Below are 16,242 nucleotides of genomic sequence, written 5' to 3' on the forward strand. Positions count from 1 at the left end.
CACTCATCATCCTTTTTGGAGGGCGAGATGGAAACATTAACGGTACAAGCCTTTCTCAATGCGGAGTGGCAAGACATTGCGTTGATAAAATTCCCCGGTAGTGAGCAAGGGGACTGGTTTACAACACAAATCGACTATCTTACCGATTACGCCATCGACTTTCTGGAACGCGATGACTATCACGCCGTGTCGCTCAACCACCCCGTTTCGCTTTATTTTGAGGATCACGGAAATCCTGGATGGTTAAGATTTATAGACGATATCATTCCAAGCGGCGCCAGCCGACGTTACTGGGTTAACTTTTTAGATATCAGTGAACTTCCTCAGGGCCAACAGAATTTCATCTTGCTCAAATTCGGCACGATGTCGCCAGTGGGAAATTTACGCATTAAAGACTCGGTGCCGGACTGGGATAGTCTGGCAAGCAGTAAAACGTTCTCTGTCACTGATGTCATGAATCGTGCCAGTGATTTTCTCGACTATGCCCAGGAACGAGGAGCCGCAGCAGGAGGGGCTACAGGTGCTGGCGGCGAAGCGCCGAAACTGCTGCTGCGCTGTAGTAAGAGGCAAGAAATCTGGATCGATACCTGGCAAAACGAACCAGGCTCTGACGATCTTTATTACCTGGTGAAGTATCCGCGAGGCAGCAGAAGCGAAGTGGACTGTAATATTTTACGCGCCGAATTTCATTACTACCATGAACTCACCGCCATGGGCTTTTCGACTATTCCTGTCGATAATATGCGTCTTGAGGAGGGGCTACATTATCCCTCTCTCTGGTTGCCGCGATTTGATATCAGAAGAGACGGTGATGGCCGGATAATGAGATTGGGAATGGAGTCAGTCTATTCTCTGTTACAAAAAGCGCCAGCGACGATACTCGATCATGAAACCACGCTGCGGATCCTGATCGAAAAGATCACATCCAGTCATATGGTAAGAGTACAGAATTATCGCTTTGATGTTCAAGGATTTATCATAGATTGGGTACGTCGAGACTTATTAAACATTATTTTTGGCAATAGTGATAACCATGGACGTAATACTGCATTTATGAAAGCAGATAATGAAATTACCCTTGCGCCAATCTACGATTTTGCACCAATGAAAGCCGACCCGGAAGGTATACCGCGCACGATGAAGTGGTCATTAGCCTGCGAATCAGGAGGCGAATACAACTTTGGCGCCATCGCACAAGCTTTGGCTGAATGGATCGCCCCTGACACATTGCTTAATGCTTTAAGAGAAACCGCATCTCAACTCATTGATTTACCATCCCGTCTTAAAGCACGCGGCGTTCCTGTTCAGATTCTGGAAATGCCATCAATTGGTTTTAAATTTATACCTGACAAACTCGCTCGCTGGGGGCTGTTATGAAGACCCTGAATAAAAAAGAAACAGAAATCCAAAATACCTTAGCCAGGCTGCGGGCGGAGAACCCACCATCCCTACCCGCCACCGAGGTAACGGCTACGGAAAAAAAAGCTCGTTCAGAGATAAGCAGACAACGCGTCTCGACTGGTTTAAAAAAAGTCAAAACGATCGATCGTCAGGCGGTCATTCACGCCATTATCCATGACATCATGCTAGGTGCCATCAGCCAGGGAGAGGCCCTGAAAAAACTGAGAGTAGAAGTTCTGGGTTTACGCCAGGATGAATATGCCCGGCTAGTGGATGTCTCTCGTAAGACCTTATCTGATGTGGAAAATGATAAAGGCAATTATTCTGCTGAGATCATTAATAAAATCTTTAAGCCGTTTGGCCTTGAAACAGGACTCGTCCCTATTTCTAAAACACTCATTTCTTCTCTATTTAAATAGTAAAAACCCGCGCCAGGCGCGGGTTTTTGATGCGTTCAATCTTATTTCTTACGGGCGTATTTCAGGGAATCCAGCGCCACGGCGAAGATAATGATCGCCCCCTTGATGATGTACTGCCAGTAAGGGTTGACGCCAATGTAGGTCAGGCCGTAGTTGATCACGGTGAAGATAATTACCCCTGTCACCACGCCGAATACGGTCCCTACCCCGCCGCTGAACGATACACCGCCCACCACGCAGGCGGCGATGGCGTCCAGTTCGTACATAAAGCCGAGGTTATTGGTCGCCGAGCCGATACGACCGGCTTCCAGCAGGCCGCCGAAGGCGTAGAACACCCCGGAGAGGGCATAGATCATCAGCAAGTTCAACGCCACGTTAACCCCGGAGACTTTCGCCGCTTCCGGGTTACCGCCGATAGCGAAAATGTTTTTGCCAAAGCGCGTCTTGTTCCACAGGATCCAGACAAAGAAGACGGCAATCAGCGCGTAGAAGGTGATATAGGACAGGCGGAACGAGCCCAGCGCCACAAACCCCTGCGCGAAATGGGAGAAGTGACTGTCGAAGCCGGAGATCGGCGACGCGCCCACGAAATCGTAGTACAGCGAGTTAATGCCGTAGACGATGATCATGGTCCCGAGAGTGGTAATAAACGGCGTTACGTTCAGATAGGCAATGACGATCCCGTTAATCAGCCCGATGACCGCCCCGATGGCGCATACCAGCAGGATGACCAGTGGGATCGGCATGGTCGCCATATCTGGGAACACCTTGTTGGCATTATCCACCGCCTGCAGCATGGTCGCGGCAATCACCGCCGCCAGTCCCACCTGACGGCCGGCGGAGAGGTCCGTGCCCTGCGTGACGATCAGTCCGGCCACGCCGAGGGCAATAATAATACGCACCGAGGACTGGGTCAGAATATTACTCAGGTTGAGCAGACTTAAAAATGTCGGATCCTGGAAAATAATAATGGCCAACAGGACCAGAAGGACGACATATATCCCACCCTCTTTCAGGTAAGTGAGAAAACTCTTTTTATTTAACGCACTCATGTGAAGCCCCTGATCTTAAAGGTGCAATGACGCAAGACGCAGTATTTCGTTTTGCGTGGTGGTTTTAGTCTCAACAATGCCCGCGACCAGGCCGTTGCTCATTACCAGAATGCGGTCGGTAATCCCCAGCAGTTCCGGCATTTCGGAAGAAATAATAATGATCCCTTTATCTTTTTTAGCCAGCTCGGCAATCAGCTGATAGATCTCGAATTTGGCACCGACGTCGATACCGCGCGTCGGCTCGTCCAGCATCAGGATCTCCGGCTGGGTCAGCAGCCAGCGGCCAATAATGACCTTTTGCTGGTTACCACCGGAAAGCGAACCAATCTGCGTATGCTGGCCGGGGGTTTTAACGCGCATGGAGTCAATCACCCATTGGGTATCGCTCTTCATCCGCGAGTTATCCAGCAAGCCGACGCTGTTTTTATATTTCTTAATATTGGAGATCAGCGAGTTAAAACCGATGTCCAGATAGGCGTAAATTCCGGTGGAGCGCCGCTCCTCGGTTACCAGCGCAAAACCGTGGTTAATCGCCTCATTGGCGCTGTGGTTGTTGATCTTCTTCCCGTGCAGGGTAATGGTGCCGCTGGCCTTCTCACGGATCCCGAACAGGGTCTCCACGATGTCGGTACGCTTCGCGCCCACCAGACCGGCGATACCGAGAATTTCGCCCTTATGCAGGTCGAAGGAGACATCGCGAATGGAGGGCTGGCGCAGGGAGGTGAGATTGCGCACCTGGAGGATGACTTCCCCCGGGGTGTTTTCACGATCCGGGAAGCGCTGATTGAGCGAACGCCCGACCATCATGGCGATGATCTTGTCCATATCCAGCCCTTCCAGCGGCTGGGTAGCGATCCACTGGCCGTCGCGCAGGATGGTAATTTCATCGCACAGCTGGAAAATCTCTTCCATTTTGTGCGAGATATAGACGATACCGCAGCCGCGATCTTTCAGCTTGCGGATGATCTTGAACAGATGGTTGACCTCTTTCTCCGTCAGCGATGACGTCGGCTCGTCCATGATGACGATTTTGGCGTCATAGGAAAACGCCTTCGCGATCTCAATCATCTGCATCTGAGATACCGATAAAGTCCCGACGCGGGCGCGCGGATCGATATCAATATCCAGCTCATCAAAAATAGCCTTGGTATCCCGGTACATTTTGTCCTGATCGACAAACATGCCTTTGGTGGGATAGCGGCCGAGCCACATGTTGTCCATGACCGAACGCTGTAAGACCAGGTTTAATTCCTGATGCACCATCGAAATACCGTTTTCCAGGGCTTCTTTCGCCGAATGGAAATCGATCTCTTTTCCCTGAAAAAGAATGCTGCCGGAATCTTTTTGATAGATCCCAAAAAGGCATTTTAATAATGTCGATTTTCCGGCGCCGTTCTCACCCATTAACGCATGAATGGAGTGCGGACGAACCTTCAGGTTGACATTATCAAGAGCCTTGACGCCAGGAAACGATTTGTTGATGTTGGTCATCTCCAACAAATATTCGCCTGACCGTTCGCTATTATTGCTGACCATAGTTATACCTGGCTGCGTTCATGCAAGCCCCGTCCGGCGCAATTACGCCAGCAGGAGTCTGGTTCTGTATCAGGAATAATCGGGCGTGGATAACCCACGCCCGCAACTCACATCACGATTATTTGCCGGTAAACTGGCTCAGGTTGTCTTTATCGACTCCCACGTAGGGGACGCGAACAATCTTGTTGTCAATTTTCCAGTTGGTGCCTGCCGCCGCCTCTTTTCCGTCGGCAAGGTTTTTCGCCAGCTCGAAGGTCGCTTTCGCCTGGTTGTTGGCATCGTTCAGCACGGTACCGGCCATCGCGCCGGATTTCACCAGCGCCAGGGCTTCCGGCAGGGCGTCAACGCCGAACACCGGAATGCTGCTCTTGTTGTGCGCTTTCAGCGCTTCAACCGCACCCATCGCCATGGCGTCATTGTTGGCGATCACCACTTCAATCTTGTTCGCATTCGGGCCGGAGAGCCAGGCGTCCATTTTGTCTTTCGCCTGGGCGGTATCCCACATAGCGGTGTCCATCTGCAGCTGCTGGGTCTTCAGACCTTTATCGTTCAGCTCTTTGATAACGTAGGTAGTACGCGCTTCCGCATCCGGATGGCCCGGCTCGCCTTTCAGCAGGACGTACTGGATCTGGCCGTCTTTATTCAGATCCCAGTTCGGGTTGGCTTTCCAGTGCTTGGCGATCAGATCGCCCTGAATAATCCCGGACTCTTTCGAGTCGGTACCGACGTAGTAAGCCTTGTCATAACTATCCAGCGCTTTACGGGAAGGCTCTTTGTTGAAGAACACCACCGGAATATTCTGCCCGCGCGCTTTTTCGATGACCGTTCCCGCCGCAGCCGGGTCAACCAGGTTGATCGCCAGGGCTTTCACGCCTTTCGCCAGCAGCACGTCAATCTGATCGTTTTGTTTCGACTGGTCGTTCTGCGAGTCATTCATCAGCAGCTGGACGTCAGGCGCGGATTTGCCATCTTTTTCAATCGCCTTACGCACCACCGACATAAAGTTGTCGTCATATTTATAAATCGTCACGCCGATACGGGTATCTGCTGCGTGTGCTGCGGCGCCAAATAACAGACCAGCCATTACAGCAGAGAGGGTAAACACCTTCTTATTCATGGAATCTCCGGTTTTATTATGCAGGGTCATTTTTGTGAAAAGTGCGGGCGGGACTTGTTGCATTAGTGTTACCGCACAACGCATTTCACGACGAAAATTCGGTCTTCCGTGTCGGGTAACGCTCCAGGAAAATACGGCTCTAATACTCGTTTAACGCCTTGTTCCTAATAGTAAAAGTGAGGATTTCCCATCACCTTGTGGTTCAGACTGGTAAACGCTGCCATCATAATCAGGCGAATGTTAATATACTGTGAATTTACTCACAAATTGAAAGCGGTTACATCCCACTGCCGCTTCAGTTAGTGATCGGCCCCACAGTTTGCCGCTGGGCAACGGAGTGACGGCGCACCAGGGTCGGCATAAAGCAGTGCGTCGCCTCGCGATCCAGCTTGCCGGCCGCCCCCAGCAGCGCCAGCTCGGTGGCCAGCTTCGCCATCGACATCACCGGATAGCGCACGGTGGTCAGTTGAGGATCGGTGTAACGGGAAATAGGAATATCATCAAAGCCAATCAGCGACAGATGCTGCGGCACGACAATGCCGTTATCCTTTAGCGTTGTCAGCGCGCCGGCCGCCATGCTGTCGTTATAGGCGAACACGGCGGTGAGGCCGAGATTCCGCCCCAGCAGTTCGACCATCGCCGCTTCGCCGCCCTGCATGTCCGGGGAGCCGGACCCGACCCAGCTGTCCGGGGCGATGATGCCCTGCTCCTGCAGCGCTTTGCTCCACCCTTCCCGGCGCATATCGTCGTCTTCAATGCCGTGATTTGAGGAGAGATAGCCGATGCGCTGGTGGCCGTGATTGAGCAGCATGCGGGTAGCCATCAGCGCGCCGCTGACGTTGTCGAGACCCACGCAGCGATGGGCAAAGCCCGGCACGATGCGGTTGATCAGCACCATCCCCGGGATATGTTGCATAAAGTCGCTCAGTTCAGCATCGCTGAGCGCTTTCGAATGGACGATCAGCGCCGAGCAGCGCTGGCGGATCAGCACCTCGATGGCGTGGCGCTCTTTTTCCGCCTCGTGATAGCTGTTGCCGATCAGCACATACTTCTGATGCTGCTGGGCGACGGTATCCACCGCTTTCACCAGCGCGCCGAAGAAGGCATCGGAGACGTCCATCACCACCACGCCGATGGTATCGCTGACCTGGGTGGCCAGCGCCTGGGCATTGGCGTTTGGCCGGTAGCCCAGCTGGGTCACCGCTTTCATCACGACGTCGCGCGTATCCGGACTCACCAGCGCGCTGTTGTTCAGCACCCGCGACACGGTGGCCACGGATACGCCCGCCTGGCGGGCGACATCACGAATGGTGATCATACTCAGCGACCTTAAGAGAATTACAGCACGTCACATTCACCTCCTGTGCTCAGCAAGGAGGCTATTCTGGCAGCGACCCGCGGTCCGCTACGTGAGTGAGGTCACACGGCTGGAAACGTTTACATCCGTTTTGTTAATGATTGTGATCGAGATCGTTATCTGGATGTGTCTTTCAATGATGTCCCTGACGCACGCAGGGTTAACTGACGCCACAGCCATTCCACCGGCCCCTGGCGGAAGCGGCGCAGCCAGAGTGATGACAGAAGGAGGTTTACGGCCCAGATGGGGGGAACAAAGGCCAGCAGCTGCAGACGATCGAAGCGCATAAACAGCCCGAGATGATAAAACAGGGTGGTGCAGATCAGGGTCTGCAGCAAATAGTTGGTCAGCGCCATGCGTCCAACGCAGGCGATAGCCCCCACCAGGCGGAAACGGCAGAGCTGCGGCCAGTAGCCCCAGGCCAGCGAGGCATAGCCGATAGCCTGCAGCGGGGCGCTCAGTTCACGCGGCGCCTGCAGTAAAAACGCGCACCAGCGATAGTCCCAGGCCAGATACCACTGGGCGACGATGGCCGGCACATTCACCGCCATCCCGGCCGCCACCAGCAGCACGCCGGTGCGCCGATAGTGACGCTGGCTGAACTGCCCTTTCAGCCAGCCGCTGCGCATCAGCGCCGCGCCTATCAGCATCATCCCCGCCAGCTGCCAGCCATACTGCGCGCCGAGCGCCAGCAGATTGTCCGACAGCATATCCGCCCGGTTGCTGACCGCCTCCATGCCGCCGTGTAGCTTCCAGTACTGCTCATACTGCAGATTGGCCGCGTCCGGGACCCAGGAGCGATTGGCCGCGGGTCCGGAGATCATCCCCAGCAGGACCAGCACCGCAATGCCGGTGAGGTAGAGCACCACCCCGGTGTTGAACAGCGATTTGACATGCTGCGCCTCGCGCACCATGCGCCAGCTCACCAGCCCCACCAGGGCGTAGGCCAGCAGAATATCGCCATCCCAGAAGAAAAGACCGTGAATGAAACCAAGCAGCGCCAGCAGGGTCAGGCGCGACTGGATCCAGCGTTTTCCGCGGGGGAGCAGAAGCTGCAGACCGGCGCCAAACAGCAGCGCGAACAGGGTGAGAAATTTCACCTGCGCCAGCAGGTCGAGAAGCGCCCAGGTCCAGGTATCGCTGAGGGTCGCGCTTCCTGACCAGGCCGGATTGAGGTAAGCGGCCTTCGGCAAGCCGAAGGCGCTGATATTGAGAAGCAGGATACCGAGGATGGCGACGCCGCGGACAAAGTCCAGCGTGACATTTCTCTCCATGTACCCTGCTCCGTTTTAGCTGTGGTGACGTACTGCGCGCAGGAATTCCTGGCGGGTATTCTGGCTGGATTTGAACAGGCCACCGAGGGAGGTGGTGGTAGTGGCGCTGGTCGCGTCGCGGATGCCGCGCGCTTTCACGCAGTAATGCACCGCGTCAATGGATACCGCCACGTTGCTGGTGCCGAGCAGCGTCTGCAGCGCAATCAGGATCTGCTGCGTCAGACGCTCCTGGACCTGCGGACGCTGGGCGAAAAACTGCACGATACGGTTGATTTTCGACAGGCCAATCACCGAATCTTTCGGGATATAGGCTACCGTCGCTTTACCATCGATGGTGACGAAATGGTGTTCACAGGTGCTGGTCAGGGTGATATCGCGTACAGTGACCATTTCATCGACCTTCATTTTGTTTTCAATGACGGTGATTTTCGGGAAGCGAGAATAATCCAGTCCGGAGAAGATCTCATCGACATACATTTTGGCGATGCGATGCGGGGTCTCCATCAGACTGTCATCACTCAGATCCAGATTCAGCAGTTGCATAATCTCGGTCATATGACCGGTAATCAAACGCTTGCGTGTTTCGTTATCAATTTCTTGTACTGGCGCACGCATCGGCGTCTCCAGCCCACGAGCGACCAGCGCTTCATGAACGAGGACGGCTTCTTTACTCAGTGATGACATTTGGGTTTCTCCTGCAGGTGTGGCGCTCTTTGCTTTTTCTGGGGGCAAAGTTTGTATTCATTGTGCGTGAGGCGGCGCACAGAATCCAGTAGCCGTAACGATAATTATTGAAATTGGCGCTGCCTTTTATTAAGGCGCGAAGTCTCGCCTCAAGCGCGGCGCCAAATCCCTACCGCCGAATCCGGAATGATCCAACCGCTGTACGCATCCATAAGCGCCATCGCTACACCGGCATGTTGGCTATAAGTTGCATTAATGATGCAGTAAGTTCTCAAAAGGAGAAAGTGAAAGTTGCTCACCGGCTAATGAAATATCTGTATTATTAACGTTTACGCGCACACCCCTTCCGAGGAGCCTTGCATGGAACTGCTTGAAGAGCATCGCTGTTTTGACGGCCGGCAACAACGCTGGCGTCATCACTCCCCTGTCCTGAACTGCGCCATGACGTTCAGCATTTTTTTACCGCCTGAGCGCGAAACGCCGCCGCCGGTGCTGTACTGGCTGTCCGGGCTGACCTGTAACGATGAAAACTTTACCACCAAGGCGGGCGCGCAGCGCATTGCCGCCGAGCTGGGCATCGCGCTGGTGATGCCGGATACCAGCCCGCGCGGTGACGAGGTGGCCAACGACGACAGTTACGATCTGGGGCAAGGCGCCGGCTTCTACCTGAACGCCACCCAGGCGCCCTGGGCGGCGCACTACCGAATGTACGATTACCTGCGCGACGAACTGCCCGCGATTATCCGCAGCGAGTTTAGCATCGGCGACCGCTGCGCCATCAGCGGCCACTCGATGGGCGGTCACGGCGCGCTTATCATGGCGCTCAACAATCCCGGCCGCTACGTCAGCGTCTCCGCCTTCGCGCCGATCGTCAATCCCTCCCAGGTGCCGTGGGGTAAGAAAGCGTTTACCGCCTATCTCGGCGCCGATGAATCGACATGGCACGCCTGGGACAGCTGCGCCCTGATGCAGGCCAGCCAGCCGGCGGACGCTGTGCCGACGCTTATCGATCAGGGCGACAGCGATCCATTCCTTGCCGGACAGTTGCAGCCGGCGGTACTGGCGGAGGTCGCGCGGCAGAAGGCCTGGCCGTTAACGCTGCGCATCCAGCCCGGTTACGACCACAGCTACTACTTCATTGCCTCGTTTATTGAAGACCATTTGCGCTTCCATGCGCAGCATCTCTTTGGCTAAACGCAAATGCGCCGCGAAGCTGCATCGCGGCGCATGTTCAGGCCTACAGGACGCGTTTTAGCGCCGGCAATCAGAAGCGATAATCCACCGCCATAAAGTAGCGACGGCCCTCTTCGGTATAGCTGTAGTCGTCCCGGCTGAGATCTTTATCGCCCACGTTCTGCACCCCGGAGCGCAGTTTCACATTCTTGGTGACCTGCCACGCCGCGCCGACGTCAAACAGGGTATAGCCGCCCGGCGTTTTGCCGGTGGCGCTCACCGCGCGCTGCTGGCCAGTATAGTTGGCCGTCACGTAGAAGGACCAGTCATCCAGCGGTTTCCAGTCGAGCGTGCCGTTGGCGGTATGGAACGGCAGCGTCTGCAGCGGTTTGTCGCCGCCGTTGCTCAGATCGCGACCATCGTTGTAGGTGTAGTTCACCGTCAGCTTCCACTCATCGCCAAACGGGATCTTCACCTCGGTCTCCACCCCTTTGATGCGCGCTTTGTTGACGTTGAAATAGCGGAAGATCGGCACGCGCTTGCCGTTGACGGTTTTCCAGCCGACAAAGTTCGGGTAGCCCGGCGCTTCGCTGGCGCTGGAGGTGCGCAGAACATCGATCATGTCGTCGACATTATTCTGGAAGGTGGTGATGCTGCCTTCGACATTTTCAAGCCAGCCCTCTTCCCCGCGGTAGTAGAGACCGAGCTCGAAGCTTTCGCTGGTTTCCGGTTTTAGATCCGGGTTACCAACGATGCTGCACGAGCCGCGGCAGGAGTTGGTGGTCCAGTCGGGATTAAGCTGCAGCAGGGACGGGGCTTTAAACGCCGTCGCCCAGCCGCCTTTAACGGTGACGGTATCGGTGGCGTTATACACCAGATAGGCGCGCGGGCTCCAGTGATCGCCATAGGTCTGATGGTCGTCCATACGAATGCCGGTGGTCAGCGCCAGCGGCTCGATGATGCGCCATTCGTCTTCAATAAACAGGGCGTACTGGCTGGCCGACGTTGACTGACCGCCGCTGCTCAGGTTGACCGGATCTTTCAGCTTGTCGTGGCGCCATTCGCCGCCGAAGGTCACCAGCTGGTTAATCATGTCCAGCGGCAGAACGTACTTGCCGTCGATGGCATTGCTTTCCGAAGTGATGGTCCCATTCTGCCCCGGATTTTTGTTATCCACCTTTTCGCCGTAGAACTTGAGCTCGCTGTTGCCCATATCCCAGCGGCCGTTATGGCTCAGGGAGTAGTTCTCACGCTCAAGGCGGTTGCGGTCAAGGGAATCGGAGTCGCGATCCTGGCGGTCAAAGCCATAGCCCGCGGTGAAATCGTGGCTGTCGTTCGGCGTCCAGGCGAATTCAACATTGCCATCGCGGCTGGTGAAGCCCTCGATGCGCGGCGTTTCGCCGGTGGCATTGCTGGAGGACTGCGGATCGTCCTTGGCGCGTTTCGCCAGGCTGCCGTAGGCCTTCATCCCGAGCACGCCGTCGATCAGCGGGCCGCTGGTGAAGAACTGGCCGTTCCAGGTATCCCCGCGGTCGCGGTGCTCCTGGATGGTGGTATCAGCACTCAGCGTCCCGGTCCATTTCTGGCCGATTTTTTTGGTAATAATGTTGACCACGCCGCCGAGCGCATCGGAGCCGTACAGGGAAGACATCGGGCCGCGCACCACTTCGATACGTTCGATGGCATCCACCGGGATCCAGTTAAGGTCGAAGTCGTTGTGGCGGAAGACGGCGTTCCGCGAGTTGACGCGCTTGCCGTCAACCAGGATCAGGGTATAGCTGCTGCTCAGACCGCGGATGCTGACGCCTTTGCGGTTATCCCCTTCGTTGGTGAGCTGGACCCCGGGCACATCGCGCAGTACGTCTTTCAGGTTCTGGACCGGCTTGCGCTGCAAATCCTGCTGAGTGATGACGCTGATGCTCGCCGGCGCGTCTTTGACGCTCTGTTCAGTCGCCGAGGCGGTCACCACCAGCGTTTCTTCATTCACGTCGGCCAGGGCCGGAAACGCCAACGATACGACGGACGCAGACAATCCCGCCCGGATAAAAGGGTTTAACCTGAACATTCCAAATCTCCATGAGGTGTACAACCAAACAAACAAAAAAGGTGCTGCTCACACGCGCTGGCGGCCTGCCGCTCTGTCGGCGGTAGACTCGCTGTTTTCTTGTCGATGTGGCTGGTCGCCCGATGTCAGTCTGTACACATGGCAGAGACGGGGGAGTGGCTTCATCCGTAATGGTCGGAAATGATAAAGATAATGATTTCTATTATCAATATAATTATGAAGAATTGTGTCAGGCTGTAACTGCGCGGACATAAAAAAAGCCCTCTGTATCAGAGGGCTTATGCTGTATCACCGCCGGGATTAACGCTTAAAGCGGTCCGGGAAGGTCATATCGCTGTAACGAACGAAGCGGGTGCCTTTCGCCAGTTTGTAGCCAAACCAGATGACGAGGAACAGCGGAATACCGATGTAGGTCGCCGCCACACCGCCCCAGTCAATGGTGTCCTTGAGGAACGCTTCATAGTTCTGTCCCAGGGTGATGATGAGGCACAGCACGAAGGCGAAGATCGGCCCCAGCGGGAAGAACCCGGAACGATACGGCAGGTTATTGAGATCGTTACCCTGCAGGACGTAGCCGCGACGGAAACGGTAGTGGCTGATGGCAATCCCCAGCCAGGCGATAAAGCCCGTCATCCCGGAGGTGTTCAGCAGCCACAGGTACACCGTCTGGTTACCGAACATCGAAGTCAGGAAGCACAGCGCCGCGATAACGGTGGTCGCGTACAGGGCGTTGCGCGGCACGCCGCCACGCGACAGCTTCGAGAAGATGCGCGGCGCTTTGCCGTCGCAGGCCAGGGTATACAGCATACGCGTAGAGGCGTACATCCCCGAGTTACCCGCCGACAGAACGGCCGTCAGGATAACGGCGTTCATGATCGCCGCCGCCGACAGCAGACCGGCGTGCTGGAAGACCAGCGTGAACGGGCTGACGGAGATATCTTTAACGTCGTTGCGCAGCAGGCTCGGATCGGTATATGGAATGATCAGGCTGATAATCAGGATCGCGAAGACGTAAAACAGCAGGATACGCCAGAAGACCTGGCGCACCGCGCGCGGAATGTTCTTCTCCGGGTTCTCAGACTCACCGGCGGCAATACCGATAAGCTCGGTGCCCTGGAAGGAGAAGCCGACAATCATCGCCACGCCGATCATCGCCGAGAAGCCGCCGGCAAACGGCGCATCCGCGATCCCCCAGTTGCTCCAGCCGGCAGGCTGCGCCCCTTTGAAGATGCCGACAATCATCATCACGCCGACGATGATAAAGATAATGACGGTGGCCACTTTGATCAGCGAGAACCAGTATTCCGCCTCGCCAAAGCCGCGCACCGAGATCCAGTTCAGCAGGAACATAATGCCGAGGAACAAGGCGCTCCAAATCCAGCCCGGGGTGTCAGGGAACCAGTAGCTCATCACCAGCTGCGAGGCCACCAGATCAACGGCGATCGTTACCGCCCAGTTGTACCAGTAGTTCCAGCCCAGCGCGAAGCCAAAGCCCTCTTCAACATAATTCTGCCCGTAGGTGGCGAAGGAACCGGACACCGGCATAAACGCCGCCAGTTCGCCCAGGCTGGTCATCAGGAAATAGACCATCAGACCGATCAGAATATAAGACAGCAGCGCCCCGCCGGGACCTGCTTGCGAAATCGTTGCGCCAGAGGCAACAAAAAGACCCGTACCGATGGAACCGCCGATGGCGATCATGGTCAAGTGGCGCGCCTTCAGTTCACGACGTAGCGTGGGCGCTTCTGTGGTTTTAGTTTCCGAAACCATGTGATAATGCTATCCATCCAAAAAATGAGGCGCGATTGTAGCAGACGATCGGGGTTCCATCCGGTACAAATGCAAAGTTATAAGAGAGCTTCATGATCGACCGCAAATTATTAGTAAAGCACTAACCTGCGGAATTGCCAGCAAATTCCCCCCACCATTATCAGGCGATAAAGCCGGATCGCTACACCTGGCAATACTGCAGAAAACGTTGTAATGCTTTAGAAATATGCTTCTGCCGGTGGTGGATCCGCCATAGCGTGCGCGTCAGCCGGGGCAGCGGTACTTTCAGCTCCGCCAGCGTGCCGGAGGCCAGCTGTTCGGCAATCACCCGCCGCGATAAGCAGCTGATCCCCAGCCCATGGCGTACCGCGTGTTTGATCGCCTCCGAGTTGCCGAGCTCCATCCCCAGATGAAACGCCGGCAGATGCGACAGCAGAACGTAATCGACAATCTCCCGGGTGCCGGATCCATGCTCGCGCAGGATCCACGGCGCCTCGGCCAGTTGCTGCAGGGTCACCTCCCCCGCCAGCAGCGGCGAGTCAGGCGCGGCAAACACCACCAGCTCATCTTCCAGCCACGGCTCGGCAATAATATCGGCGGCATGACACGGCCCCTCGATCAGACCGAAATCCACCCGCAGGTCGGCAACGGCGTTGATCACGTCCAGGCTGTTGCCCACGCTCAGCTCAACCGGCAGATCCGGGAAGTCATGGCGATAGCGGGCGATGATCTCCGGCATAATATAGTTGCCGATGGTGCTGCTGGCGTAGACCCGAATCGCCCCGTTGTCGCCGCGAAACAGCTGCTCGATCTCCAGGGCCCGCTCCAGCAGCGCCAGGGCGCGCGGATAGAGCAGCCGTCCATGCTCATTGACCACCAGCCGCTTGCCGACGCGGTCGAACAGCTGTACGCCGAGCTGCCCTTCCAGATCGGTCAGCGCGGCGCTGACCGCAGATTGCGAAAGCGCCAGCATCTGTGACGCCTGAGTGGTCGACCCACTCTTGTGGACTTCGGCGAACACTTCCAGCTGCCGCAGCGTAATATGCATAACCCACCCGTTGAGTAATCCAGTCTGAATAACCTTTCTTACTATGGTGACACAAATCGAGGCGGCTGATGGAAGGAAAATCCCCTTACGTCACAAAATCATCGTCTTGCTGACAAGAACAGCTCGCCTCCTCGCCTCACTCCCCTGCCCCATTGTCACCGGCGAAGCGGTCATTAACCACTTATTACGATTGATTATAAACATATAATCAATTTTATATTTAATCCCGCGCGGCGTAACCTTTAGGCAGACAAAGGAGAAGGTTATGACAGCACTCACTTTACCCACCAAACATCGTTCCCTGTGGCATTTTGTCCCAGGCCTGGCGCTGACCGCCGCCCTGACCGGCGCCGCCCTGTGGGCCGGTAGCTTTCCGGCCATTGCCGGGGCGGGCTTCAGCGCCCTGACCCTCGCTATCCTGTTCGGGATGGTCGTCGGTAACACGGTCTATCCGAAAATCTGGCAACCCTGCGACGGCGGGGTGATCTTCGCCAAACAGCATCTGCTGCGCCTGGGGATCATCCTCTACGGCTTCCGCCTGACGTTCGCCCAGATTGCCGACGTCGGCGTGAGCGGTATTTTGATTGACGTTCTGACGCTCTCCAGCACCTTTTTCATCGCCTGCTTCCTGGGCCAGAAAGTGTTTGGGCTCGATAAGCACACCAGCTGGCTGATCGGCGCCGGCAGCAGCATCTGCGGCGCGGCGGCTGTGCTCGCCAGCGAGCCGGTGGTCAAAGCCGAAGCCAGTAAAGTGACCGTCGCCGTCGCCACGGTGGTGATCTTCGGTACCATCGCCATCTTCCTCTACCCGGCGATGTACCCACTGCTGGCGCACTGGTTTACCCCGGAGACCTACGGGATCTATATGGGTTCCACCATGCATGAAGTGGCGCAGGTCGTCGCCGCCGGCCATGCGGTCAGCCCGGATGCGGAGAATGCCGCGGTTATCGCTAAAATGCTGCGCGTGATGATGCTGGCCCCGTTCCTGCTGTTCCTGGCGGCGCGTGTTAAACAGCTGACCCCGGCGGGTAACGGCGAGAAAAGCAAAATCACCATTCCGTGGTTTGCCATTATGTTCATCCTGGTGGCAGTGTTTAACTCCTTCCATCTGCTGCCGAAAGCGGTCGTGGATATGCTGGTGACGCTGGATACCGTCCTGCTGGCGATGGCCATGGCCGCTCTTGGGGTGACCACTCACGTCAGCGCGCTGAAAAAAGCCGGGGCGAAACCGCTGCTGATGGCGCTGATGCTGTTCGTCTGGTTGATTGTCGGCGGCGGGGCCATTAACGTCGCGATCCACAGCCTGATGGCATAAAGCACTACATCTTTCTCCAGTTAAGCCGCTA

At 56.1% G+C, this 16,242-nt stretch carries 13 protein-coding genes; 4 read left to right on the plus strand and 9 right to left on the minus strand.

Annotation, left to right across the window (positions count from 1 at the left end; translation table 11 throughout):
* Positions 1-27: 27 nt before the first annotated feature.
* Both ACQUTI_RS05930 and ACQUTI_RS05935 read left to right on the plus strand, forming a co-directional pair.
* Entirely contained in the window at positions 28-1,377 is a 1,350-nt protein-coding gene (locus ACQUTI_RS05930) for a type II toxin-antitoxin system HipA family toxin (protein ID WP_064178420.1), read from the plus strand.
* Complete coding sequence (locus ACQUTI_RS05935; protein ID WP_064178387.1) at positions 1,374-1,820, plus strand: helix-turn-helix transcriptional regulator; 447 nt, start codon at positions 1,374-1,376, stop codon at positions 1,818-1,820. The genes ACQUTI_RS05930 and ACQUTI_RS05935 overlap by 4 nt, the downstream gene beginning before the upstream one ends.
* A gap of 41 nt (positions 1,821-1,861) precedes the next feature.
* Here the strand turns inward: ACQUTI_RS05935 and mglC are convergent, their stop codons facing one another.
* From mglC to folE, 6 genes are all read right to left on the minus strand, one after another.
* A complete protein-coding gene (gene mglC / locus ACQUTI_RS05940) occupies positions 1,862-2,872 on the minus strand; it encodes a galactose/methyl galactoside ABC transporter permease MglC (RefSeq protein WP_002912871.1) in 1,011 nt (336 codons plus the stop codon).
* Between the two features lie 15 nt (positions 2,873-2,887).
* Entirely contained in the window at positions 2,888-4,408 is a 1,521-nt protein-coding gene (gene mglA, locus ACQUTI_RS05945) for a galactose/methyl galactoside ABC transporter ATP-binding protein MglA (RefSeq protein WP_004201625.1), read from the minus strand.
* Between the two features lie 118 nt (positions 4,409-4,526).
* Positions 4,527-5,525, minus strand: a complete 999-nt coding sequence (mglB, locus tag ACQUTI_RS05950; RefSeq protein ID WP_004201626.1) for a galactose/glucose ABC transporter substrate-binding protein MglB — start codon at positions 5,523-5,525, stop codon at positions 4,527-4,529.
* Positions 5,526-5,820: 295 nt separating this feature from the next.
* Positions 5,821-6,843 (minus strand): HTH-type transcriptional regulator GalS, encoded by a 1,023-nt coding sequence (galS, locus tag ACQUTI_RS05955; RefSeq protein WP_017899327.1) that lies wholly within the window; start codon positions 6,841-6,843, stop codon positions 5,821-5,823.
* 155 nt (positions 6,844-6,998) lie between these two features.
* Positions 6,999-8,156 (minus strand): DUF418 domain-containing protein YeiB, encoded by a 1,158-nt coding sequence (gene yeiB / locus ACQUTI_RS05960; protein WP_032456403.1) that lies wholly within the window; start codon positions 8,154-8,156, stop codon positions 6,999-7,001.
* Positions 8,157-8,171: 15 nt separating this feature from the next.
* Positions 8,172-8,840, minus strand: coding sequence for a GTP cyclohydrolase I FolE (folE, locus tag ACQUTI_RS05965; RefSeq protein ID WP_004201633.1), 669 nt, complete (start codon positions 8,838-8,840; stop codon positions 8,172-8,174).
* A gap of 360 nt (positions 8,841-9,200) precedes the next feature.
* Between folE and fghA the strand changes: the two genes are divergently transcribed.
* The gene (gene fghA, locus ACQUTI_RS05970; RefSeq protein WP_004201634.1) at positions 9,201-10,034 is read left to right on the plus strand and encodes an S-formylglutathione hydrolase; all 834 of its coding nucleotides are present in this window, start codon (positions 9,201-9,203) and stop codon (positions 10,032-10,034) included.
* Between the two features lie 70 nt (positions 10,035-10,104).
* Here the strand turns inward: fghA and cirA are convergent, their stop codons facing one another.
* From cirA to yieE, 3 genes are all read right to left on the minus strand, one after another.
* Positions 10,105-12,078: a catecholate siderophore receptor CirA gene (gene cirA / locus ACQUTI_RS05975; RefSeq protein WP_023318747.1), complete on the minus strand. Its 1,974-nt coding sequence runs from the start codon at positions 12,076-12,078 to the stop codon at positions 10,105-10,107.
* Positions 12,079-12,378: 300 nt separating this feature from the next.
* Positions 12,379-13,848 carry an amino acid permease gene (locus ACQUTI_RS05980; RefSeq protein WP_004201637.1) on the minus strand — a complete coding sequence of 490 codons (1,470 nt, stop codon included), beginning with the start codon at positions 13,846-13,848 and terminating at the stop codon, positions 12,379-12,381.
* Positions 13,849-14,029: 181 nt separating this feature from the next.
* The gene (gene yieE, locus ACQUTI_RS05985; RefSeq protein WP_004201638.1) at positions 14,030-14,896 is read right to left on the minus strand and encodes a DNA-binding transcriptional regulator YeiE; all 867 of its coding nucleotides are present in this window, start codon (positions 14,894-14,896) and stop codon (positions 14,030-14,032) included.
* Positions 14,897-15,161: 265 nt separating this feature from the next.
* Here yieE and ACQUTI_RS05990 point away from each other — a divergent pair, with 265 nt between their 5' ends.
* Positions 15,162-16,211 (plus strand): YeiH family protein, encoded by a 1,050-nt coding sequence (locus ACQUTI_RS05990; protein ID WP_004201639.1) that lies wholly within the window; start codon positions 15,162-15,164, stop codon positions 16,209-16,211.
* Positions 16,212-16,242 lie beyond the last annotated feature (31 nt).

It is taken from the genome of Klebsiella sp. 7-CIP_Kleb. (genome assembly GCF_050378655.1).
GTDB lineage: Bacteria > Pseudomonadota > Gammaproteobacteria > Enterobacterales > Enterobacteriaceae > Klebsiella > Klebsiella quasipneumoniae.

What these genes read in the sequence shown, in the direction of transcription:
- ACQUTI_RS05930 (WP_064178420.1), top strand. Translation starts at nt 28, where the DNA reads ATGGAAACATTAACGGTACAAGCCTTTCTCAATGCGGAGTGGCAAGAC.
- ACQUTI_RS05935 (WP_064178387.1), top strand. Translation starts at nt 1,374, where the DNA reads ATGAAGACCCTGAATAAAAAAGAAACAGAAATCCAAAATACCTTAGCC.
- mglC (WP_002912871.1), bottom strand. Translation starts at nt 2,872, where the DNA reads ATGAGTGCGTTAAATAAAAAGAGTTTTCTCACTTACCTGAAAGAGGGT.
- mglA (WP_004201625.1), bottom strand. Translation starts at nt 4,408, where the DNA reads ATGGTCAGCAATAATAGCGAACGGTCAGGCGAATATTTGTTGGAGATG.
- mglB (WP_004201626.1), bottom strand. Translation starts at nt 5,525, where the DNA reads ATGAATAAGAAGGTGTTTACCCTCTCTGCTGTAATGGCTGGTCTGTTA.
- galS (WP_017899327.1), bottom strand. Translation starts at nt 6,843, where the DNA reads ATGATCACCATTCGTGATGTCGCCCGCCAGGCGGGCGTATCCGTGGCC.
- yeiB (WP_032456403.1), bottom strand. Translation starts at nt 8,156, where the DNA reads ATGGAGAGAAATGTCACGCTGGACTTTGTCCGCGGCGTCGCCATCCTC.
- folE (WP_004201633.1), bottom strand. Translation starts at nt 8,840, where the DNA reads ATGTCATCACTGAGTAAAGAAGCCGTCCTCGTTCATGAAGCGCTGGTC.
- fghA (WP_004201634.1), top strand. Translation starts at nt 9,201, where the DNA reads ATGGAACTGCTTGAAGAGCATCGCTGTTTTGACGGCCGGCAACAACGC.
- cirA (WP_023318747.1), bottom strand. Translation starts at nt 12,078, where the DNA reads ATGTTCAGGTTAAACCCTTTTATCCGGGCGGGATTGTCTGCGTCCGTC.
- ACQUTI_RS05980 (WP_004201637.1), bottom strand. Translation starts at nt 13,848, where the DNA reads ATGGTTTCGGAAACTAAAACCACAGAAGCGCCCACGCTACGTCGTGAA.
- yieE (WP_004201638.1), bottom strand. Translation starts at nt 14,896, where the DNA reads ATGCATATTACGCTGCGGCAGCTGGAAGTGTTCGCCGAAGTCCACAAG.
- ACQUTI_RS05990 (WP_004201639.1), top strand. Translation starts at nt 15,162, where the DNA reads ATGACAGCACTCACTTTACCCACCAAACATCGTTCCCTGTGGCATTTT.